A 21,615-nucleotide genomic window follows, 5' to 3' on the forward strand; every position below is an offset into this window, starting at 1 on the left:
AATGAATGGGCACGACATAGAGAAGGACCATCCAGTCGGAATGAGTGGACACCAACATCAGAGCGACGCGCCATGCCGCCATATCGGGCGGTTTTTCTTTTGCACAAAAGCCGGCATTCAAGGATCCCAGACCTCTTACCCTACAAGATTCAGCGGCGGCCCGGTTGGTGCGTGTGCGGAAGATTGGGAGAAGGAATATCGCTAACTTGTGATCACAACCCGGAGTCCAATGCCGGGAATTGGAAATGATCCACCAAAACATGTACAAGCCCGTCTGGATGATGTATAATTTAAGCGCTTTCAAGTGGAAGGTGGTGTTCTATGCATTTTAACCGTGGAAGGGCATCGGGGACCGGGCGGCGGATCCATGTCGCTTTATTTGGCCTGCTGCCATGCAACTCTTCAGTGCGTGAATCCGTTAACGCTTGAAAAGTTCATACCGGCTCGGTACAATGGGAGTACATAGAGGACTATCATTTGAACACGGATTGACCGATATTAAATGTGGAAAGACCCTGTGACGGGAGCAAAATCCTGAATAGGCAATAGTTACAATAGGGGATGATATTTCAGTGCAGCTGAAGAAACTTAATGATAAAAGCATCGACCAACTATTTGAAGCCATTTTAACTCTTAAAGATGTAGAGGAATGCTACGTATTTTTCGACGATCTGTGTACTGTCAACGAAATCCAGTCTCTCTCCCAGCGTCTGGAAGTGGCGCGTATGCTCGGCAAGGGCAGCACGTACAATCAGATCGAGGCGGAGACGGGAGCCAGCACGGCTACCATTTCGCGGGTGAAGCGCTGTTTGAATTATGGCAACGAAGGGTATAAAATGACGTTAGAGCGTCTCGGGCGTTAATATGCGCAAACCGGGGGTACTTGTTATCAGTCACGGCTCCAGGGAATCCTCCTGGGTCCAGCTGGTCGACGATGCCGTTGGGCAACTGCCGCTGCGGGGAGAACTCCCTGTGGCGGCTTCGTTCTTGGAGATCGTGGAAGGCCGCTTGATTCAGGACGGGATCGATGATCTGGAGCGCCAGGGCGTAACGGATATACTGGTGATTCCGCTGTTTGTCTCTTCGGGCAGCACCCATGTGAATGAAATCGCATATGCGCTCGGCGTCATTGACGGCCCGGCCATCGACACGGACCTGGAGCCATTTCGCATCCGGGCGAATATTCTGTACGGAGAGCCGATCGACAATGATCCGGACGTGGCCCGCATGGTGTGGGATAAAGTGAAGACGGAATCGAAGAACCCCGGCGAGGAGGTTCTTATTCTTGTTGGTCACGGCAGCAGCCACGACGGTTTCCGCGAGCGCTGGGAGGAAGGCCTCTCGCGCCTGGCGGAGAGCGCCCGGGCGATCGGCGGCCTGGCCGCGGCGGACTATGCCCTGCTTCGGCCCGACAACGTGCGGGCGAAGGTGGAATACTGGCAGAAGGAACGCGGAATGCAGGTGATTGCAGCTCCGCTCTTTTTGAGTGACGGCTATTTCACCCGGACGGTGATTCCACAGCGGCTGGACGGGTTAAATTACCGGTATTCAGGTGAAGCGCTGCTGCCGCACCCGCTGCTGACCCATTGGATGGAGCGGCAGATCCGGAGCTGGCTTGCGCGTGATGCTGATGCGTCATTGTAAGGAACAGGCGCTTATTCGGAAATTATCAACTTATTAGGTGGCGTATGTATGAAAAGAGCACGTTTGATTTATAATCCCACCTCAGGCCGGGAGGAAATGCGCCGGCGTCTGCCGGACATTCTGCACCGGCTCGATCAGGGCGGCATCGAGGCTTCCTGCCATGCCACAATGGGCGAAGGGGACGCCACGAAGGCGGCCATCGACGCCGTGGAGCGGGGGTACGACATGATCATCGCCGCCGGCGGGGACGGCACGCTGTACGAGGTCGTCAACGGCATGGCGGAGCGGGATAACCTGCCGCCGCTCGGCGTGTTCCCGGTCGGAACGACAAACGATTTTGCGCGGGGACTCGGTATTCCTAGAAACTGGGAGGACTACTGCGATCTGGTCATCCGCCAGCAGACCCGCCCGATCGACGTGGGTAAGGCGAACGACCGGTATTTCATCAACATCGCCGGGGGAGGCACGCTCACAGAGCTGACATACGACGTGCCCAGCCGGCTGAAGACGATGATCGGCCAGCTCGCTTATTATATTAAAGGCGTGGAGAAGATGGTCAGCCTGTCTCCGCAGGAGCTGATCATCAATGCCGAGGGCCAGGAGACGATCCATGACGAGTTCATGATCTTCCTGATCACGAACACGAACTCCGTTGGCGGCTTCGAGAAGCTCGCGCCGGGCGCGCGGATCGACGACGGCCTGCTCGACGTGATCGCCCTCAAGAAATGCAACCTGGCCGAATTCGTGCGGCTGGTCAGCCTCGCGCTGCGCGGCGAGCATTTCAACGACAAGAAGGTCGTCTACTTCCGCACGAGATCGATGGAAGTAACGTCCCCGGGCAAGGTCCTGCTGAACCTGGACGGGGAACTTGGCGGAACGTTGCCGGGGCAGTTTTCGGTGCTGCCGCAGCATTTGCGGATCTTTGCGTAAGGCTAGCTTTTGACATACTTCGATATAGACAACAGGGATAGGAACAGAATGGTTCATCCGGCTGCAGGGAAACTGAGCAGGCGGTGGATCATCGCAGGAGAGTTAAGGTGTCGGCATGCGGCTCATCCGCCAGGGATGGGGGCAGGGCATCTTGACTTTTTTTGTGCGCTTTTCTGTTATAATGGGAAGGATGCGGGGAAGAAATGAAGCCAGAGGGTTGTGGGGCTTATGACCCGCGGGATGAAGATGGATTAGTGTGTGGAGCAAGGAATGAGCAAGGATTAGTATGCGGAACATGGATGAATCATAGATCGGTATTCAATTCCTCATATAATTTTGATGAATACAAGTGGACAGGCCGCCGTACATCGGGGCTATCCCTTTCAAAATATACTCGAAAGAAGTGACTCAAGCAGCATGAACAAGCGACACAGCCGCCGGAATTCCGGCCGCCGCAGCACGCCTGCAGCGATTGCCGGCCTGCCGGTAGCGAAAAACGATGAAGCCGTCATCGACATCATCGGCATGAACCACGACGGAGAGGGGGTTGGCCGAGCAGAAGGCTACACCCTGTTCGTCGCGGGAGCCCTTCCCGGCGAGAAGGTCCGCGTGAAGGTGCTCAAGACGAAGAAGCAGTACGGCTACGCCAAGCTGCTCGACATCGTGCAGGCAAGCCCCAACCGGATCGCGGCGCCCTGCCCGATCTATGACCAGTGCGGCGGCTGCCAGCTGCAGCACATGGACTACGCCGCCCAGCTCGCGTGGAAGCGCCAGCTGGTCGTGGACAACCTGACGCGCATCGGCAAGCTGCAGGTGCTCGGCGAGCCCGAGCTGCGCGGGCCGCAGGCCATAGGTGGGGCGGAAGGCGCGGACGCTGCTGCGCTGGCGTCTGCTGCCGCAGTGGACGGTGCAGCTCAGCAGGGCATTCAGGTTCATGCCACGCTGGGCATGAACGAGCCGTGGCGCTACCGCAACAAGGCCCAGGTGCCGATCGGCGTCACCGAAGGCGGCCTGGTGGGTGGCTTCTACGCCCGCGGCAGCCATCGCATCATCGACATGGAGACCTGCCTCATCCAGCACGAGCACAACGATGAGGTCGTTGCCCGCGTGAAGGCCATCGGGCGGAAGCTTGGCATCACGGCGTACGACGAAGAAACCGGCCAAGGCCTGCTTCGACATGTCGTCGTGAAGGTCGCCTTCCGCACCGGGGAGATGATGATCGTTCTGGTCACGAACGGAGACAAGATACCGCATGCGGATGAGTGGATCTCGGAGATCCGCGAGCAGCTGCCGTCGGTGGTGAGCATCTGCCAGAACGTGAACACGAAGCAGACGAATGTGATTTTCGGTGACGTGACTCGTGTCCTGTGGGGCAGTGAGGTCATTTATGATTATATCGGCGACGTGAAATTCGCCATCTCGGCGCGGTCATTCTATCAGGTGAACCCGGCACAGACCGAGGTGCTGTACGGAAAGACGGTCGAGTATGCGCAGCTTACCGGGAAGGAAACGGTCATCGACGCATACTGCGGCATCGGGACGATTTCGCTGTTTCTGGCCCAGCATGCGGGCAATGTATACGGCGTTGAGATCGTGCCGGAGGCGATTGAGGATGCGCGCCGCAACGCGGAACTGAACGGCATGAGCAACGTCACGTTTGAGGTCGGAGCGTCCGAAGATGTAATTCCTGCCTGGAAGGAGCAGGGCATCGAAGCCGACGTCATCGTCGTCGACCCGCCGCGCAAGGGCTGCGATCCGAAGCTGCTGGAGACGATCCTGGAGATGAAGCCCGAGCGGGTGGTGTATGTGAGCTGTAATCCTTCCACACTGTCGCGGGATCTTCGGGTGCTGGAGGATGGCGGATACAAGACGGTGGAAGTGACGCCGGTGGATATGTTCCCGCATACGGTGCACGTTGAGAGCGTGGCTTGGTTGGTGAGGGATGGTGCTGTAAATAGCACTTAAAGTTAAGCCAAAGCCTAATTAGTCTGCATAAAGCAAAAATAGTTTACCTAAGAGCCGAACGAAATTCAGGTATTCAGTCCTGTTTTTCCTCGGCTTTTTTAAACCCAATCGATATCCGCCGAGGGAACCCAGGGGCAGGGAATATTATTTTTAGGGAGGGGGACAGGATACGTGCATACCGTTTCCCCTCAACCCTGAACCCAAAACCCGCTAAAACCCTTGCCCCGCCTGCATTTTGCTTACTCATAATTCCATCCAGCTTTGCCCCCATGCCACCATTTGACAAACTACCTACCAGAAGGTAGAATGACGATATGAACAATTTATCTAACACCTATGACGAAATCCTGGCTTGTGCGCGTTCTCTGATCATCGCTGGCGGCTACAACGGCTTCAGTTATGCTGACATCGCTGATGTGGTTGGGATTCGCAAGGCGAGCATCCATCACCATTTCCCAAGTAAGGTCGATCTGGTCCGAACGCTGGTTGCGCGGTATCGGAAAGAAGCCGAAGAGGGGATGGCGAATCTCGAGCATCAGGTATCCGATCCGCTCGAACTGCTTCGGTTCTACACTGGTTATTGGGAAGCCTGCATCATGGACGACAGCGCTCCGTTTTGTGTCTGCGCGCTGTTGGCAAGCCAGCTCCCCGTCCTGCCCGAGGAAGTTGGCCTAGAGGTCCGGGCGCATTTCCGCTCCCTGTCGGCTTGGTTGACATCCGTGCTGGAGCGCGGCGCACGGCAAGGGGAGCTTCAACTGATGGGTACCCCTCATGATGAGGCCGAAGCGTTCATGGCGACGGTTCACGGCGCGATGCTCTCGGCGCGGGCCTATGGCGATCCGAAAATATTCGGCGTCGTGACAAGCTCGCTCTTGGAGCGATTCTCTTCGCGATGAAAGCCGCGATGGCGATGGTTTGTAAGTTATGATCTAGAAGAAAAGAGGTGAAACCTTTAACTTTACCCATCTTGAGAGCAGGCTATGTTCTAATGAGGATCAGCCCGTTATTTTACGAACGAATCGCATCTCATCCGCTAATTGCAGATACGAGGCATGCCGTCTACATATCGTCAGTCTACAGTGAGAACGGCGTATTCGATTTGTCGCTGAATGATTGCTAAACGGCCCCTGCTGCCCGTCGATGGATCCGACATACATCCAGAGCTGCTGAGTATGGGATATCGGTTGTGGCCGGTCCCGTCGAGTGGTCCGCGCGTGATGTTTTTTCACGACAGGCACGGGGGGACGTTTAAATCAGCTGGCGGAGTCTTTTTTCTTTAACCTACCTATTAGTAGGTAGTGGGTAACGACCAAATGATTTTTTGATCAGGAATGCTGTCAGCCGCTAGTATCGGCTCGCGCCAAGACAAAACAAATCAACCTTGTCCTTATGGACTGGAAGGAGACAATTATGTTTGGAATTTCATCACTCGGCTGGGTGCATACACTCAGCAGCTTGCCCGCCATTCCGCTGGCTATCTATATGTTTGCTCGCTACGGACGGATTGTGCCCCGGTCAAAGCCCGGTATCGTCTACTTCATTTCGATGCTGATTGGCGCGATCACCGTATTCCCCATCGCACATCAGTCGGCTAGCTATGCCATTGGTACCGCAACGATCCTGCTGCTGCTCGCCGGATACGGCGTCGGGCGTATTTCGAGCATTGGGCGTGCGGGCAAATACCTCGAAACCATCTTCCTAAGCCTGACGGCGTTTCTGCTGATGTTGCCGACCATTACCGAAACCCTGACCCGTGTTCCTAACGGCCATCCCTTCGTCACCGATCTGAGTTCGCCCATTCTCCGCGGCGCTCAAGGCATTCTCTTCGTCATTCTTATCGTTGGCTTGACAGCCCAAATCATCCATTTGCGCAGGCAAGGCAAGCGCGCGGCATTCGCCTCACCAGCCGAGATTTCTGCGGAATGAAGCTTCATGAATTGAGATTTCACCTGAACTAATAACCAGCAAGTCTATCTAATTTATAGCCGCTTTTATGAGAAAGCTTTAATTAAAAAGGAGAGCAAAACATGTCATTAACTCAAGCTTTAGCGGAAACCAAACAGCAATTTATCGCGCATACCCCTATAGAGATTCAAACAGAGATGTTCCGTCAGATCCGGGAGCAGCAGGAATCCGGTATTCCTTACGGCCGGCAGGAGGGGGAAAAGGCCAAAGATTTTACTCTCAAGAATGCTTTGGGTGAAACGGTGAACCTTTATGATGAACTGTCCAGAGGACCTGTTGTCCTCACTTTCTATCGGGGCGGATGGTGCCCGTTCTGCAACAGTCAACTGAAGGCTTATCAGAAGCTACTGCCGGACATCGAAGCCCTTGGGGGCCAGTTGATCGCGGTCAGCCCGCAAAGCCCCGACAACACGCTTTCCCAGCAGGAGAAAGAAGAGCTGACCTTCCAAGTACTGAGCGACACCAACGGTCTCGTGGCTGCTTTCTATAACATCCTTTACGACGTTCCGGATTACATCCAGAACATGATGAAACAAATGGGCATGGACCTGGCGGAATACAATGCGACGAACCGTTGGATCCTGCCGATTCCTTCCACCTTTATGATCGACGAATCCGGCATCATCCGTTCTGCCTACGTGAATCCGGACTTTATGCAGCGGTTGGATCCGGAAAATATTTTGCATGAATTGAGAAAGCTGTAACTCTGCGATAAAAATATGCGCTATACTTCTGTGTTTCATAGGAATGGCATGATTAAATGATTGGAATAAAGAACGAATTTCTCGGATTGGGGAGTTCGTTCTTTTTCTTATAATATCAGAAAGTATAAACTCCAGAGCCATGGCTTCCTGATATTGCAAGAAAAACTTCCTTTAAACGCGGTCTGTCTTCTGGGAAGGTACGTCGATAGAGTTTTTCTTATAATATCAGAAAGTATAAACTCCAGAGCCATGGCTTCCTGATATTGCAAGAAAAACTTCCTTTAAACGCGGTCTGTCTTCTTGGAAGGTGCGTCGATAGAGTTTTTCTTATATCTGACAATATAAAAATTTCGGAGTAATTTGATATATAATATGATCAGAAGGGTTGGAAGACAGAGTGTACTTTGATTTAATCATTAAGTTATGAAGCATGATATAAGTGGATAAGGAATTGAATATAGGCGTTATATTTTTGGATAACGGCTGAAGCTTTATTATTACGAGAGGATTGAGTTTGAAGTGAACGATAATTTTTGGCTTGATTTACCCCGGCCTTTTTTTATACTTGCACCAATGGAAGATGTGACGCATGTTGTTTTTCGTCATGTCGTGAGTAAAGCAGGAAGACCGGATGTGTTTTTTACCGAGTTTGCGAATACGGAGAGCTACTGTCATCCAGAAGGCAATCATAGTGTGCGCGGCCGTTTGCTATTTACCGAGGATGAACAACCGATGGTTGCACATATATGGGGCGATAAGCCGGAGTATTTTGAAAAGATGAGTATCGGGATGGCGAAGGCAGGATTTAAAGGGATCGATATCAATATGGGTTGTCCTGTTCCTAATGTAGCATCCAACGGGAAGGGAAGCGGATTAATTCTCCGCCCAGAGGTTGCCGCTGAAATCATCCAAGCCGCCAAAGCAGGAGGACTGCCTGTAAGTGTAAAGACCAGACTTGGTTTTACCAGGGTGGATGAATGGCAGGACTGGCTGACCCATATTTTGAAGCAGGACATCGCTAATCTTTCAATCCATTTGCGTACACGAGAGGAAATGAGCCAAGTAGATGCGCACTGGGAGCTGATCCCTGAAATTAAGGCGCTTCGAGATCGTGTGGCGCCACATACGCTGCTCACGATTAATGGAGATATTCCTGACCGTCAAACGGGCCTGAAGCTGGCTGAACAATATGGTGTGGACGGCATCATGATCGGGCGGGGTATTTTTAAAAATCCGTTTGCCTTTGAAAAAGAGCCGAGGGAGCATAGCAGTAGCGAATACCTTGATCTTTTAAGATTGCAGCTGGATCTTCATGATCAGTATTCCCAACAATTAGAGACGCGGCCGTTCAAAGCTCTACATCGCTTTTTCAAGATTTATGTCAAAGGGTTCAGAGGGGCTAGCGAACTTAGAAATCAATTGATGAGCACGGCGTCTACCGATGAAGTACGTGCGCTTCTGGACGAATTTGCACAGCGTATGGATGAGGGCGGAGACAATTAAATAAGGTATGCGGAGCAACTCCGTCCCTTAGGGGATGGAGTTTTTTTGCGTTCTATGCTGGAGGAGCTTAATCTTATTCGGCTGCGATTGTGTTGTATTGAATGGCAGATTATGATAATTGTACGATAATCATGATCCCTATGGAGTGATGACCTTGAGATACACCGATTACATCCGTCTGAAAACAGGCAGGTACCAATCTGTAGGAAAGTTTGGCGGCGATATCTACGCGTATGAGGTCTTAACGGGGATCGCCGACACCCCGGAATACCACCAGATTTCCAAGGAAGAATTCGAAACGTTTGAAACCTGGAGCGAGGAGTATATTACGGATCTAAAGAAACTCTATGAAATCATTAACCGCCCTGTCATTTGCAGCGGTTACCTGGGAAGAGCGGAGCTGAATACTTCGCTGCTTCGGGAAATGTAGGCGTAACGAGTGTTAAAAGAACTTGTATTCATAGTGACAACAAAAAGTATACAATCGTGGGGGTGTTCGTATGATTGATCAAATCAAACAGTTAGTATATGAAAATTGTAGTCAGCCCAATGTATTAGGTGTACTTTTAATGGGTTCGGTTTCAGCTGACGCTCATGACCAGCTCTCAGATGTCGATTTACTTGTCGTTTATCAACAGTCCGAGCCCGTGTTGCGTCTTCCCAACACGGCTTGGAAATGGGATATATCCTACATGAGCGAAGAGGAGATTAAAGGGCTTCAAAAATTATCGGATTGGCGAGAGAATGCCTTTTTAACTGCTCAAATCATCGTTGACCATACCACATGGCTGCCATCGGTTATTCATGGAATCTGTACACTATCTGATCAAGAATCTGAAAGACATGTCACGAGATGGCTGGATGCCTATCTGAATGCTTTTTACCGATCTATGAAGGCAGTAAGAAGAAATAATGAACTTGGGTCTTTACTGCAGGCTTCATCGTCTATCATGTGCTTAATCAATTGCTTGTTTAGCTTGAATAAGCTTATTCCCCCTTATTTGGATAGAGTCGATATCTTACTCGATCGTTTGGAGCATCTTCCAATGCAGAAGACAGCTTTAAGTGAACGGTTTGCAGCGATATCCCAATCCGCTAACCCCAAGGATCAAATCATATTGTTTAGAGCTACCGAAAAATTGCTGAGATCTTTTGGTTTTAATCAAGTGTATGAGGCATGGGGAGACCAGCTGGAAAATGAAGTGAATTACTGGGAAAGCTGAAGATCAGTCCGTTAGGAAGTAAATGATTGAGTGATATGAAATGAACCTCTTTGCTGCGGACGGCATAAGAGGAATTTTTTGAAATTGTGGAATATTCACATAGCCACAGAAAGGGGTTATTACCGTGAGTATCACTTTTGAATCGGTTAAACAGGAAGTTGAGGAGCTCGTACAGTTCCTCACATCAGATAGCTGGCCTTATCATGGAGTTGAGAACCCTACTGAATCCGATATCAGAAAGGCTTATGAAAATGGCGCCTATCACAATGAGAATACTCGAACGTTCTGGATCATTGATCAAGGCGGCCATCAGAAAATCGGGCTGATCCGATTGTTTGACGTCTCAGATCCGATTGTTATGTTCGATCTGAGAATCCGAAGCGAGTATCGGGGCAAGGGTATCGGAAAGTCAGCTTTGAGTTGGATCGTCTCGCACGTGTTCTCTGAATACCCGGAAGCGATCCGCATTGAAGGACATACCCGAGTGGATAACACGGCTATGCAAGCTCTATTTGCTAAATCGTTGTTCGTGTTGGAAGCGTATCATCGTAAATCTTGGAGACAAGCCGGGCTATTGTTTGACTCCGTCGGTTACGCGGTGATTAGGGAAGACTGGGAGAACAATCAGGTTACACCTATTCCTTGGTCGATAAAATAATTGATGGAATCCAATTTATTTCATTAGCATTACGCTAACGGGAAACGATATTTTCATTAACCTAAAGGCCAGGATCATTCAATTGTTTCTCGAATATTTTATCAGCTGGATAATTTATTGAACTTTGTGAAGATAACGTTTAGCTGAAAGATACGCAAATCTTATAGGTAAGGGTGGTTCGTTTGGAGCAAGGACTTATTGTGTTGTTGAACGGAACTTCAAGTGCAGGAAAGACGAGTATTTCCAGGGAACTGACCAACCAGAAAGAGATTCTTTTTCATCATTTATCCATTGATGATTTTTATCATAATTACAATGATTTTATTAATAATAAATTTCCAGATTTAAAACCTGTAAGAAAATTGGATGATGAAGGTATCGGACAAATCATATTTGATCCCATAATCTCCATGTACTACGCGACAATTAAATTGTTTTCCGAAATGGGACTGAATGTAATCGTCGATACCGTAATCGAAAATGATAAGTGGTTTAATGATTATCTTGATGCACTTTTTGATTATCCTACATTATTCGTAGGTGTCATATGTTCGAAAGAAGAACTCGCAAGAAGAGAGCAAATCAGAGGAGATCGAAAGATTGGACTAGCAGCTTCCCAATTCGACAAAGTATATTCCTTTAATGAATATGACCTTGAAGTAAATACTGAAGAGTTGAGTCCGACAGAATGTGCCGAAAAAATATTAAATTTTATGAAGTCCGATCAGGATTATGCTGCATTTAAGAAATTAAGTAAAAGAGAGGTCAGTGTTTCATAGAAGGCGAATCCATCAGATAACAACATATTCAAGATGGGGGCTATTGCCCCTGTCTGGCGGGGGATTTGGAATAAACGATAGCTCAATCATGAAGTCAGCCGAACAAAATAATAGGCTGTCGTCGTTAAGCTAACGGGCAGATAGTTTAATTAAAACAAATCTCTCTAACGCAAAAGAAGCATCCAGACCTGACGTCTTAAATGCTTCTTCTGCATCCCAATTTATGCGGAAAGTTTCTTTCTTCTTATGAAACGTCTGTCTGCTAAATAAAGAACGAACAGAGACACCATGCCGACACCGATCGGAATGCCGAACGCTTCATATGAAAAAGGAGCTCCTTCAAGTTTTAAGTGGCTCGTGGCACGGTACTCGAGCCGCTTAGCGGCGAATTTGGCCGTCCGGACATCTTCCTGCCTTCCCAGATCTTCAAACGCTGGTTCCATCGCGAACCGCTCGGGCGAATCGGTGTGCAGGTAAAGCTGTTCAGCCTTTCCACCGTTTTCGTTCCAGTTTCGTATATCGCCCGCAGCGACCGTCTTTACGTTCGGGCCTACGAAAATCATTCTGTCGAGTTTCGGAGCATCTGCAATTTGATATCGGGCGATGAGATTGAGACCATGCCGGGTCACGACCGGTTCGCGTTTACTTGATACCGTTATTGTTGTCGTCGTTCCGGAAGCTCCATAAGTGTCAAAAGCAGAGGATAACATGAGTTCGTCGGCACCGTCATACAGTAGGATCCCGTCTTTTTTCTTGCTCCATTGAAAGGCGTTGTTCAGAATATATACGACATCGCTCAATCCGGCTGTGAAAGGCTTCATTTGCGGATGTTGAACAAAATGGTAGGAAGGGTAATTCATATCCTTCGCCACTTTCTCAGCAGTCGGCTCACCCATTTGCTGGGAAATTACGTACAGGGTTGCATCGATCCCCGATGTCAACCCGGCAGACGAGACCAAATTGCTGTCAGCCACATAACGCTGGTCTCTCTTCCAAGTAACCTCGCTATATTTCTTTTCTAACCTGCCGATATCTCCCCAGTGCGTTGCTGCAGATTTTCCATCCAGCAGGCCGGTATCGGCCAAATTCTCGGCACCATTGCAGATGGACAGTAATGTCGTTTCTTTGCCCGAGTGCTTCCTTATCCAATCGCGGACAGGCTTGTATTTCGCTTCATCCAAAATCGGCATGAAAGGGATGACGATAATATCCGGACCTTTACTCGTCAATTGATCTAATTCATCAAAAGTATAATGGGGCACGATATCAAGACCGCCTGTCAACGATTTGACGTTTTTGTCGGGCGCAGCCGCAAACACATTGTACGAGCCTGTCATGGAGAACATTTCGTAAGGTACAAGGAAATCGAACACCTCGGTCACTTCATTCGCCAACATCACGGCAACTGTCGGCTTTTTCGAATCATAGGCAGGAGCTTGGACGCTTTGTAAAGAAGTAGGAACCGGCTTATCGTAAACCGACATAGACTCCTGCATCGTACGCATGTAACCGACCGCTCCGGTTCCTCCTACTACGAGAATCGTAACGCATGCATATACAACGAAACGCCATACTTTCTTCATTTTCTCTCTCCTTTAATCAGTAAGTAAATATTTGTTATTAACTTTCCCAATTAAAGGATACTAAGAAAAGAAAAATTGAAAAACCATCTGAAGACGGTTATTTTCCCCGACTTAGGTCCAGGCAGAGTTTATATCCGGATAACGCATGTCGTTACATTACCATAATAGCTGACCGGACCTTTTCTGAATATGACTCAAAAGGGCTATACGACAACGCTGCCGAAGCATGAAGTTAGACCGAAAAAATAAAGTTGTAAATAAGTAATCAAATGATTTTGTTTTTTGGTGTTGACATTAAAAGGATGATCGGATATATTTGTTACATACCAACCGAATGTATGAAAAGAGGAGACGTATGGCAAGGAATAAATATCCTGAAGAAACAATCAACCAGATCTTAACCGTGGCTCTTAACCTGTTCATTCAAAAGGGATACGAGCAGACTTCCGTTCAGGATATCATCAACGAGCTGGGCGGGCTGACAAAAGGGGCAATTTACCATCACTTCAAGTCGAAGGAGGAGATCCTGCAGGCTGTCACCGATCATTTGTTCCAAGGTGTTGATGATATGCTGTCCAGTGTCCGGGACGACAAGGAGCTGAACGGACGGGAAAAGCTTCGCAAGATTTCCCTCGTCTCTCTCGACAATCCCGCCCAAGACGAATTGGCATCGGTGGCACCGAACCTCTTGCGCAATCCGAAGATGCTGGCGGCACTGATCGAGAACATCATCGAGAAAGCCGTACCCATCTATATCCAGCCCATCATCGAACAGGGTATGCGAGACGGATCGATCCAAACTGACTATCCAAGGGAGCTTAGCGAAGTGCTGATGGTACTCACCAACATTTGGCTAAACCCGGCGATCATTCCAGCTTCGCCCGAGGTAGTGTTGCGCAAGGTAAAGCTTTTCGATGAAATATTGAAAGGCCTGGGGCTTGACCTGTTCGATGAGCAAATGATTCAACGGTACGAGGAACTGTTGCGTATGTCAGCTAGAGAAGTCAGCAAAGAAAACTAAACTGCCGAGAGGCAGCTTATTTTTAAGCCTATTCATACCAACGGTTGGTATGAATAGGTGATCCGGATTCAAAGTGCTTGTTAGAAAACTTAATTATAAGGAGATGTGAATGTAATGAATCAGAAATTGACAATGACCACCCGCTCGCTGGAACAGCAAGTCGTAACCAACTTTAGTGGAAGCAACCTGGTGAAGAGTGACTTAGCGGGCGTTACGGCCCATAAAGGACAGTTTAAGGGCAGCGCGCTCGCCGGTTCCGACTTTTCGGGCTCGGATTTGACCGGCAGTACGTTTAATAGAAGCGACGTACGCGAAGCCAACTTTGACGGCACGAATCTGACGGACTGCAGCCTGTCTGCGCTTGACCTGACAAATGCAAGCTTCAATAAGTCGATTCTTGTACGAACCAATTTCAGCAGCGCGAATCTTAACGGAGCCAAATTCACGGGCGTAAGGATGACCGACGTCACGTTAACGACAACGGATCTGAAAACAACGATATTTGAGGGCTGTTGGTTTGACGGGGTTGACTTCAAGTACTCCGATCTGAGCGGGCAGCGTTTCGACGGACAGACGTTTATCGGCGTGAAGTTTGACAGAGCGGATTTAAGCAATGCTTCGTTCAAGGGCGCTACATTAAATAATGTTTCTTTCCAACCGGGGTTTACCTTTACGAAGAAGTACTATCGCATGATCAAAACGATCTGCTTTGACGGCGCGACGATGGATAAACTGACATTTGCTGCTCTCAAAGGCATGGATGCCAATTTGTCAAAAGTCACCGTCATTTAAGGGAAGGGATCCGATGCAAACCAAGACCATTCAAGCAAAGGACTGCAAAAAACCTACAAGCAGCCCCAAGTGCTGAAAGGTAACGTTTCGGAGCCTTCTATAGTGAAAGAACACAAGCGGATCCTTTGATAAAGGAGAACGCCAAGCTGGGAGAGAGTTTGTAGTTTGAACCAATTGGACTGATAAAAAAGTAAAGTGAGGGAAACGAAATGGAAAAGAAAACAACAGAAAATTTTAGTTCGTCAGAAAATATGAAGGAAAAAGGAATCGCTGCCGGGCAGGATCGACCGGAGCTGCAGAAGGCCATCCAGGAGATCGTCGATTCCGGTTTCCTCGGGGTGCAGCTGCGCGTGAACGATGAGCAGGGCGAGTGGGTCGGCAGCGCCGGGGTGAGCAGGTTGGGCGAGGAGGCGAAGCCGCCTACAAACGGGCACTTCCGGATAGGCAGCAACACCAAGACCTTCACCGCGACCGTGGTGCTGCAATTGGTTGCCGAGGGCAGGATCGGGCTGGACGACTCGGTGATAGACTACCTGCCTGAGTTCGGGCTGGACCGGCGGATCACGGTGCGGATGCTGCTGCAACACACCAGCGGGGTGTTCAACTTCACCGGCGAGTACTACGAAGACGGGACGGTCGTGCCGGGGATCCCCTGGCAGGGCCAGGAATGGGTAGACAACCGGTTCAAGACCTACCGGCCGGAGGAGCTGGTACGGCTGGCATTATCCAAGCCGGCGCGATTCGAGCCGGGAACGGACTGGAGCTATTCCAACACCAACTACGTGCTGGCCAGGCTGCTGATCGAGAAGGTCACCGGCCGCTCGCTCGCCGAGGAGATGCAGCGGCTGATACTGGAGCCGCTTGGGCTGTCGGGTACTGTGGTACCAGACACCCAGCCGGAGATCCCCGAACCGCACGCCCACGCCTACTACCGGTACGAGGAGGCCGGCGAGCAGAAGACGGTCGACGTCACCCGCCAGAACCCCTCCTGGATCTCCACCGGCGGTGACATGATCTCGACCACCCAGGATCTCCACACGTTCATCTCCGCGCTGATGGGCGGCAAGCTCCTCCCGGCCCCGCTGCTGGCCGAGATGTGCAAGCCGTATCCCAAAATCGGCTATGGTTTGGGGGTGTTCGTGCAGAACGCCGGTCCGAACGGCGACGTTACCATCATCACCCACAACGGCGGCATTTCGGGATACGCGGCATTGATGTACAGCACGCCCGACGGCAGCAAGACCCTGACCGCCTCCTTGAACTATGTGGACGACGTCGCAATGTCCCTGGCAGTGGCGTTCCAGAAGGCGACGCAGAGGCTCCTCGAGGAGGTGTTCGGCGGCGGACTGGCCGGGTCGGCTAACGCGACCGAGCCAGCCAGTAAACAGGACTGAGCACTGTGGCACGTACGCCCTGAGGCTGGACTCCTTCCGGTTGTGCATGGGGTAGAGCGTTCGCCGGGATGACCAAGTTGAGTAAAGCTCAAATTTATAGAGATGTTACGCTAACGAAAACGATAGTTCAATAATGAACAAGAAGCCAGCCGATTACTTTGATCGGCTGGCTTTATTCAACTAACGGGCAGGATAGAGTAATTGTAGAACCGAATTATTTAATAACTTATTTCTTCAGTAACACATCAGGCCCGTCTATTTAGGGTGATCGACAGCGCGTGATGGCACGAATAGTTCCACAGCTGACAAAGGAGAACCAAACAATGAAGAAGTACATACTTTTCGATCATGATGGTGTTCTGGTGGATACTGAATTCTGGTATTACAAAGCGGGAGAACGCGCTCTGGCTGACATTGGATTTACTTTGGATAAAGATCAATATCTCCGCGACATGACCCAGTCATTGGGCACTTGGTCCCAAGCTAGGGCGGCAGGTATTGATGAACAGACCATCAGTAAGCAGCGTGAGGTCCGCAACGTTTATTATCAGGAGTATCTAAGAACAGAAGCTATAGAGATTGAAGGTGTAGTTGAAACTCTAGCCGAACTGTCAAAGTACGTCCGCATGGCTATCGTGACAACTGCAAAACGTGCGGATTTTCAGCTTATACATGAAAAGCGCCAGATTATACAATTCATGGAATTCGTCCTTGTACGTGAAGACAACGAGCACACCAAGCCGCACCCGGAACCATACTTGACCGGCCTAAAGCGCTTCGGAGCTACCAAAGAAGAGACCCTGGTTGTAGAGGACTCAAACAGAGGGCTGAACTCAGCCGTGGCGGCTGGTATCGACTGTGCTATTGTCCATAACGACTTCACCAAAACACATGACTTCTCACAGGCCAGCTATCGAATCAAGACGCTGATTGAACTAAAGGACATTATCCTGAAAGTAACCTGAGAGACCCTAGAATCTTCGTTTGGGCCTGGTAAGGCCGGCATAAGAAGGATTATAGTGATTAATGCATCGGCTTTTCCCATTCACCTTTGATGATTATTCCTGTCTCTTTCGCCGCTGCTTCAAGATCATGGACTTCCTGTGCTGTCAGCGTGATTTCGGCGGCTTTTACAGCATCAGCAATTTGGGAAGTTCTCGTAACGCCGATGATCGGAACGGTTCCTTTCGCAATGGCCCAAGCGATGGCAACTTGTGCAGAATTCGCATTGTGATGATGGCCGACTTCCTTCATAACATGGATCAGGCCTTCCAGTTTCGCAAGTACGTCTTCATCAAACGCCGCTCCTCTTCTGGTGCCGCTGGGGAGAGGATTTTTCGCGTTGTATTTGTCAGTTAATGCGCCCTGTTCCAATACCATATAGGAGAAAAACACAATGTTGTTTTCGTTGCAGTAATCGATAATTCCGGCTTCTTCGGACGAACGGTACAGTAGGCTGTAATGATTTTGTACGGCAGAGATTTTCAGCCCTTCTTCAGCCAGAATACTTTGTGCTAGCTGGATTTCCTCCAAAGTGTGGTTGGAGACGCCTGCATATTTTACTTTTCCGCTTTTCATGAGCGGAATCAGCTCTGGAGTCCATCTTTTTACATCAAGAGGATTGTGGATCCAATAGATATCCGTCTGGTCTGCGCCGAGCCGGTTCAGGCTGCTGTTCAAGCGGTCTTCAACAGGCCCGCCAAGCTGCGGAGTGAATTTCGTTGAGAGCAGCACATCGTCGCGGCCTTTGGTAAACTCGCCCAGAATGCTTTCGGAGGCTCCCATTCCGTACACCGTCGCAGTGTCCCATAAATGGAGTCCGGCTTTCATCGCCGCATCAAAAACCGGTTTTAAGTCTTCCGCGGTAAGATAATTCCCGAAAATAGCATCCCCGCCGCCTTGACCGGTTCCCCATGACCAGGTACCAAGAGCGATCGGAGGAATCATTTCATTTTGCAATTTTACTTTTTTCATTGGTTTCAACACCTTTCTATATTAGTGAAACGTTTACCGCATGAGATAAGAATATCAAGGAGACGAATGAATTTCTTTGCCTACAAGCTCATTTCTATTTGTTTATTTAGCTCATTTTGGTTTCTGTACATAACAAAATACCGCTCCGCTGTAAATTCCGCGAAACGGTATCTTTAAATCAGGTGCGTGTTGCAGCCATTTTTTAGCCCCTTTAGGCATCCTCCTTCAACCTCAGCTGCCGTCTGAACTCTGACGGCGGGAGTCCGAATCTTTCCTTGAATACTTTGGAAAAGTGAGCGATGTTTTCGAATCCGGTCGAAAAACAGACATCCGTAACAGATAACACAGTTTCCGCTAACAGTTCCTTGGCTTTATCCAGCCTTCGATTGCGGACCCATTTGAGCGGGGAGGTGTTGTATATTGCTTGAAAATCCCTTTTGAACGCCGCCAGGCTTCTGCCGGACAAATAGGCCAGGTCGTTAAGGGAAACGGGATTCATAAAGTTCTCCTCCATGATTTTTGCAATGCTGCCTCTTTCCTTGCTTATAGGTTGCATCATTTGATGCAGCAAACGATCATTCGAATCTGCGATGTGAAACAGCAATTCCATCAGCTTTACACGAACGAGTCCTTCTTTGACTTCGTCAGAGTTCTCGAAAAAGGGTTTTAACGACTCAATATAGCTTCCAATGCGGTCATTGATCGGAAAGACGGTTATCGGAACAACATCATTCACGAGATAAATGGGTTTTAAACCGGCGAACTTGAGGAATTCATCTACGATTTTCTCGTTCAGGAAAAACATCGTATAGTCGAGAATATAATCGGAATCGGGTTCACCCGTTTTCTCGTACTCGACTCCAGTTGATTTATGAATAAACATCATTTCGTTGCTCCGTATCTTGTATTCTCGATCACCGAAGCGAATGGTATAGACACCCGACTTGACGATTAGCAGAAGATGATCCTGCAAAAAAAAGCTTCCTTTTATACCTTGCGTGTAAAAACAGAATTCGATAACGGACATCCCATCCAGCTTCAAGCTCCCTTTTTTATTCGGAGACTTTACCAGTTCATGAGGAACCCTGACCATTTTGCTTGATCTCATAGTCGTGGACGCCCCCGCCTTACTTGTTCCTGCGATTGCTCTAGTTTCCATTTCATAATCATCCTTTCGGATATGCCCGTCTGCGCTTACCTGTAGAATAATTAGAAGCCGTTTGGACGGTGCCTGCTAACGATGTGCTTTGCCCGATGTTCAAAGGAACCATCCTCTATGTTTCTTAACAATCTTTTCAACACTTATACGTTTAGTATAACTGGAACCCGGCGAGAATACTTTGCTGAAAAGCTCAAACGACTTGTTCATTTAGCTCCAAACGAGCAAGTTTTCCTGGATACTGTTTTCGACTATGAAGATGGCCGGGGCTTACTACGAAAGATTGAATCGTGCCTGTTGAGTGATTAGAAAGTAAATTACTAGGTAATCATACAACCCTAATTGATTTAAAGTGTGATATTATTATTGAAATATCTTCCAAGGTGGCGATATCGTGAAATTTGTTTTGATATTTGGTCCGCAGGCAGTGGGGAAAATGACAGTGGGATATGAACTAGAAAAGATAACCGAATTAAAGTTGTTCCACAACCATATGACGATTGAATTACTCGCTCCTTATTTTGGCTTTAGTCGTGAAATGTGGGGATTGGTGAACAAATTTCGACAAGACATTTTTGAAGTCACCGCCGCCAGTGATATGTATGGAATGATTTTTACTTATGTATGGGGATTCGATTTGCAGAGTGATTGGGATTATGTAGATGCAGTATGCAAAATATTTGAAGACAAAAACGGTGAAGTTTATTTTGTTGAGCTTGAAACCGACCTAGAGGAGAGGATTGAACGTAATAAAACTCCCTTTAGACTTGAACACAAACCGACAAAGAGGGATATCGCTCGCTCTGAACAAGATTTAAAACGGACGATGGAAGAGCACCGATTGAACTCGTTCGAGGGAGAAATTAAGAGAGAAAATTACCTCAGAATTAACAACACGAAATTATCTGCATGTGAAGTTGCTGATATCATTAAGAATAAATTCAATTTATAACAAATCTCTAATAACGTGAGTAGAGTTTACCGCCTTATTTGTAAAGGCGGTTTTAATTTGTAATCAAAAGTAACTAATTGGATACGGCGGAACCACTGTTATGAGCAGGAAGGCGGACGCCGCAGATAGAGCAACGGATTTTGGAGCAGTTTGCCGTTGGCCCAAGTCTATTTCGTTTTTTACGGCAGGAAACTTAGATGCTGGCACGAATAGATACGGAAAAAGAACTTAGCGAGGTAACAATCCGGTGGGAATTAATACAAAAGGAAGACGGAAGTTAGAGTATTGCGGCAAAATGTATTATTGGAATGTCCGACAAGACGCTGAAGATTTGGACCGAATCGGTCTTAATATTGTTTCGGAGGATAAGAAATTTATTGTTTTATATCATGTGGCACAAGCAGATAACGATAAGATTTCACATATTGTTGTAAAGGGAATGGAGTTTGTAGGCTTAGAAAATTATCCTCAAAAAGGTTGGGTGAGAATACAAACTCCAATTTGGGATGATCGTATTGTTACACCAAGTCTTATGAGGATAATCGTCGAATGGTGCCTGCTTCCAAAAGATCGATTGGCTTTTGTTGATTGGGAAGGTAACCTATTATAAGGCTAACGAAGAACGTTAGTTCAATATAACTTAATGTTGAGCAGGCTACTGGAGCCTGCTCATATTATTAAGCTAACGGGCAGGTTAGCTTAAAACAGTTACATGGAGTGCAGGAAACATTCAAATATTATCAAAGTTTATAAGCTAATTAGATCTAATTTGTGACAGTAGGAGGATTTACAATGAACATTGCTTTTGCAAATGATTTAGATTACGAATACATAAAAGGCAGAGATCATCATATTTCAGAGAACCTCATATCCGCAAAAATAAAGGGAAAAGAAATCTATATAATACGGAACTCTGATGGAAGAAACATTGGATGGATGAGGTATGGTTATTTTTGGGACAACATACCGTTCATGAACATGATTTGGATAGACGAAGAATTTCGTGACAGGGGTGTAGGTAATAAAGTGGTTCTCTTCTGGGAGGAGCAAATGAAACAACAGGGCTTCAACATGGTCATGACATCCACTCAGGCTGATGAAGGTGCCCAACATTTTTATAGGAAGCTAGGCTATCAAGATGCTGGATGCCTATTACTTGATACTCAACCATTGGAAATTTTCCTTACCAAGCCACTAAGCTAACGGGATACGATAGCTCAATCTTTCTTGCACTAACAAGCAGGATAATTTGGTAAATGTTACAATGGATTTAGGTGAAGTGATCCAAATATGGGAGGGTAAGAATGGTTCTCTTAATAATAATTATATTAGTAATTGGACTGGCTGGTATTATCGGGAATCAATATTC

22 protein-coding genes are annotated in these 21,615 nt (G+C 48.3%); 19 read left to right on the top strand and 3 right to left on the bottom strand.

The window, feature by feature from the left end; all coding sequences use genetic code 11:
* Positions 1 to 572 precede the first annotated feature (572 nt).
* The 12 genes from ABID47_RS24200 to ABID47_RS24255 all read left to right on the top strand — a co-directional run bounded on the left by ABID47_RS24200 (position 573) and on the right by ABID47_RS24255 (position 11,371).
* Positions 573 to 863 carry a YerC/YecD family TrpR-related protein gene (locus ABID47_RS24200; protein ID WP_076176780.1) on the top strand — a complete coding sequence of 97 codons (291 nt, stop codon included), beginning with the start codon at positions 573 to 575 and terminating at the stop codon, positions 861 to 863.
* A 1-nt stretch (position 864) separates the two neighbouring features.
* Positions 865 to 1,644 carry a sirohydrochlorin chelatase gene (locus ABID47_RS24205; RefSeq protein WP_354500536.1) on the top strand — a complete coding sequence of 260 codons (780 nt, stop codon included), beginning with the start codon at positions 865 to 867 and terminating at the stop codon, positions 1,642 to 1,644.
* A gap of 48 nt (positions 1,645 to 1,692) precedes the next feature.
* On the top strand, positions 1,693 to 2,574 hold the full coding sequence (locus ABID47_RS24210; protein WP_076176778.1) for a diacylglycerol kinase: 882 nt from the start codon (positions 1,693 to 1,695) through the stop codon (positions 2,572 to 2,574).
* A gap of 417 nt (positions 2,575 to 2,991) precedes the next feature.
* On the top strand, positions 2,992 to 4,539 hold the full coding sequence (gene rlmD, locus ABID47_RS24215) for a 23S rRNA (uracil(1939)-C(5))-methyltransferase RlmD (RefSeq protein ID WP_354500538.1): 1,548 nt from the start codon (positions 2,992 to 2,994) through the stop codon (positions 4,537 to 4,539).
* Positions 4,540 to 4,853: 314 nt separating this feature from the next.
* Complete coding sequence (locus tag ABID47_RS24220; RefSeq protein ID WP_145141377.1) at positions 4,854 to 5,435, top strand: TetR/AcrR family transcriptional regulator; 582 nt, start codon at positions 4,854 to 4,856, stop codon at positions 5,433 to 5,435.
* Between the two features lie 514 nt (positions 5,436 to 5,949).
* Entirely contained in the window at positions 5,950 to 6,465 is a 516-nt protein-coding gene (locus ABID47_RS24225; protein WP_145141375.1) for a hypothetical protein, read from the top strand.
* A gap of 101 nt (positions 6,466 to 6,566) precedes the next feature.
* A complete protein-coding gene (locus ABID47_RS24230; protein WP_076176774.1) occupies positions 6,567 to 7,208 on the top strand; it encodes a peroxiredoxin-like family protein in 642 nt (213 codons plus the stop codon).
* Between the two features lie 573 nt (positions 7,209 to 7,781).
* Positions 7,782 to 8,711 (top strand): tRNA dihydrouridine synthase, encoded by a 930-nt coding sequence (locus ABID47_RS24235; protein WP_397345464.1) that lies wholly within the window; start codon positions 7,782 to 7,784, stop codon positions 8,709 to 8,711.
* Between the two features lie 154 nt (positions 8,712 to 8,865).
* Positions 8,866 to 9,141 (top strand): hypothetical protein, encoded by a 276-nt coding sequence (locus tag ABID47_RS24240; RefSeq protein ID WP_354500541.1) that lies wholly within the window; start codon positions 8,866 to 8,868, stop codon positions 9,139 to 9,141.
* 70 nt (positions 9,142 to 9,211) lie between these two features.
* On the top strand, positions 9,212 to 9,934 hold the full coding sequence (locus tag ABID47_RS24245) for a nucleotidyltransferase domain-containing protein (RefSeq protein ID WP_354500543.1): 723 nt from the start codon (positions 9,212 to 9,214) through the stop codon (positions 9,932 to 9,934).
* 124 nt (positions 9,935 to 10,058) lie between these two features.
* Complete coding sequence (locus tag ABID47_RS24250; protein WP_212985477.1) at positions 10,059 to 10,592, top strand: GNAT family N-acetyltransferase; 534 nt, start codon at positions 10,059 to 10,061, stop codon at positions 10,590 to 10,592.
* Between the two features lie 182 nt (positions 10,593 to 10,774).
* Complete coding sequence (locus ABID47_RS24255; protein ID WP_354500545.1) at positions 10,775 to 11,371, top strand: chloramphenicol phosphotransferase CPT family protein; 597 nt, start codon at positions 10,775 to 10,777, stop codon at positions 11,369 to 11,371.
* 221 nt (positions 11,372 to 11,592) lie between these two features.
* Here the strand turns inward: ABID47_RS24255 and ABID47_RS24260 are convergent, their stop codons facing one another.
* Positions 11,593 to 12,954 carry a DJ-1/PfpI family protein gene (locus ABID47_RS24260; protein ID WP_354500547.1) on the bottom strand — a complete coding sequence of 454 codons (1,362 nt, stop codon included), beginning with the start codon at positions 12,952 to 12,954 and terminating at the stop codon, positions 11,593 to 11,595.
* 355 nt (positions 12,955 to 13,309) lie between these two features.
* Between ABID47_RS24260 and ABID47_RS24265 the strand changes: the two genes are divergently transcribed.
* From ABID47_RS24265 to ABID47_RS24280, 4 genes are all read left to right on the top strand, one after another.
* The gene (locus tag ABID47_RS24265; protein ID WP_354500549.1) at positions 13,310 to 13,975 is read left to right on the top strand and encodes a TetR/AcrR family transcriptional regulator; all 666 of its coding nucleotides are present in this window, start codon (positions 13,310 to 13,312) and stop codon (positions 13,973 to 13,975) included.
* Positions 13,976 to 14,089: 114 nt separating this feature from the next.
* The gene (locus tag ABID47_RS24270; RefSeq protein WP_354500551.1) at positions 14,090 to 14,767 is read left to right on the top strand and encodes a pentapeptide repeat-containing protein; all 678 of its coding nucleotides are present in this window, start codon (positions 14,090 to 14,092) and stop codon (positions 14,765 to 14,767) included.
* 209 nt (positions 14,768 to 14,976) lie between these two features.
* Entirely contained in the window at positions 14,977 to 16,161 is a 1,185-nt protein-coding gene (locus tag ABID47_RS24275) for a serine hydrolase domain-containing protein (protein WP_354500553.1), read from the top strand.
* 323 nt (positions 16,162 to 16,484) lie between these two features.
* The gene (locus tag ABID47_RS24280; protein WP_354500555.1) at positions 16,485 to 17,126 is read left to right on the top strand and encodes an HAD family hydrolase; all 642 of its coding nucleotides are present in this window, start codon (positions 16,485 to 16,487) and stop codon (positions 17,124 to 17,126) included.
* Between the two features lie 58 nt (positions 17,127 to 17,184).
* On the opposite strand, the gene ABID47_RS24285 is transcribed toward ABID47_RS24280, so the two are convergent.
* Together ABID47_RS24285 and ABID47_RS24290 are read right to left on the bottom strand one after the other, a co-directional pair.
* Positions 17,185 to 18,135, bottom strand: a complete 951-nt coding sequence (locus tag ABID47_RS24285; RefSeq protein WP_354500557.1) for an aldo/keto reductase — start codon at positions 18,133 to 18,135, stop codon at positions 17,185 to 17,187.
* Between the two features lie 211 nt (positions 18,136 to 18,346).
* Positions 18,347 to 19,108, bottom strand: coding sequence for a helix-turn-helix domain-containing protein (locus tag ABID47_RS24290; protein WP_244879447.1), 762 nt, complete (start codon positions 19,106 to 19,108; stop codon positions 18,347 to 18,349).
* Between the two features lie 580 nt (positions 19,109 to 19,688).
* Between ABID47_RS24290 and ABID47_RS24295 the strand changes: the two genes are divergently transcribed.
* The 3 genes from ABID47_RS24295 to ABID47_RS24305 all read left to right on the top strand — a co-directional run bounded on the left by ABID47_RS24295 (position 19,689) and on the right by ABID47_RS24305 (position 21,449).
* Positions 19,689 to 20,246 carry a DEAD/DEAH box helicase family protein gene (locus ABID47_RS24295; protein WP_354500559.1) on the top strand — a complete coding sequence of 186 codons (558 nt, stop codon included), beginning with the start codon at positions 19,689 to 19,691 and terminating at the stop codon, positions 20,244 to 20,246.
* A 247-nt stretch (positions 20,247 to 20,493) separates the two neighbouring features.
* Positions 20,494 to 20,856, top strand: coding sequence for a hypothetical protein (locus ABID47_RS24300; protein WP_354500561.1), 363 nt, complete (start codon positions 20,494 to 20,496; stop codon positions 20,854 to 20,856).
* Between the two features lie 182 nt (positions 20,857 to 21,038).
* Positions 21,039 to 21,449: a GNAT family N-acetyltransferase gene (locus tag ABID47_RS24305; RefSeq protein ID WP_354500563.1), complete on the top strand. Its 411-nt coding sequence runs from the start codon at positions 21,039 to 21,041 to the stop codon at positions 21,447 to 21,449.
* Positions 21,450 to 21,615 lie beyond the last annotated feature (166 nt).

Origin of the sequence: Paenibacillus favisporus, from assembly GCF_040545415.1 — a bacterium.
Lineage (GTDB): Bacteria > Bacillota > Bacilli > Paenibacillales > Paenibacillaceae > Paenibacillus_AQ > Paenibacillus_AQ favisporus.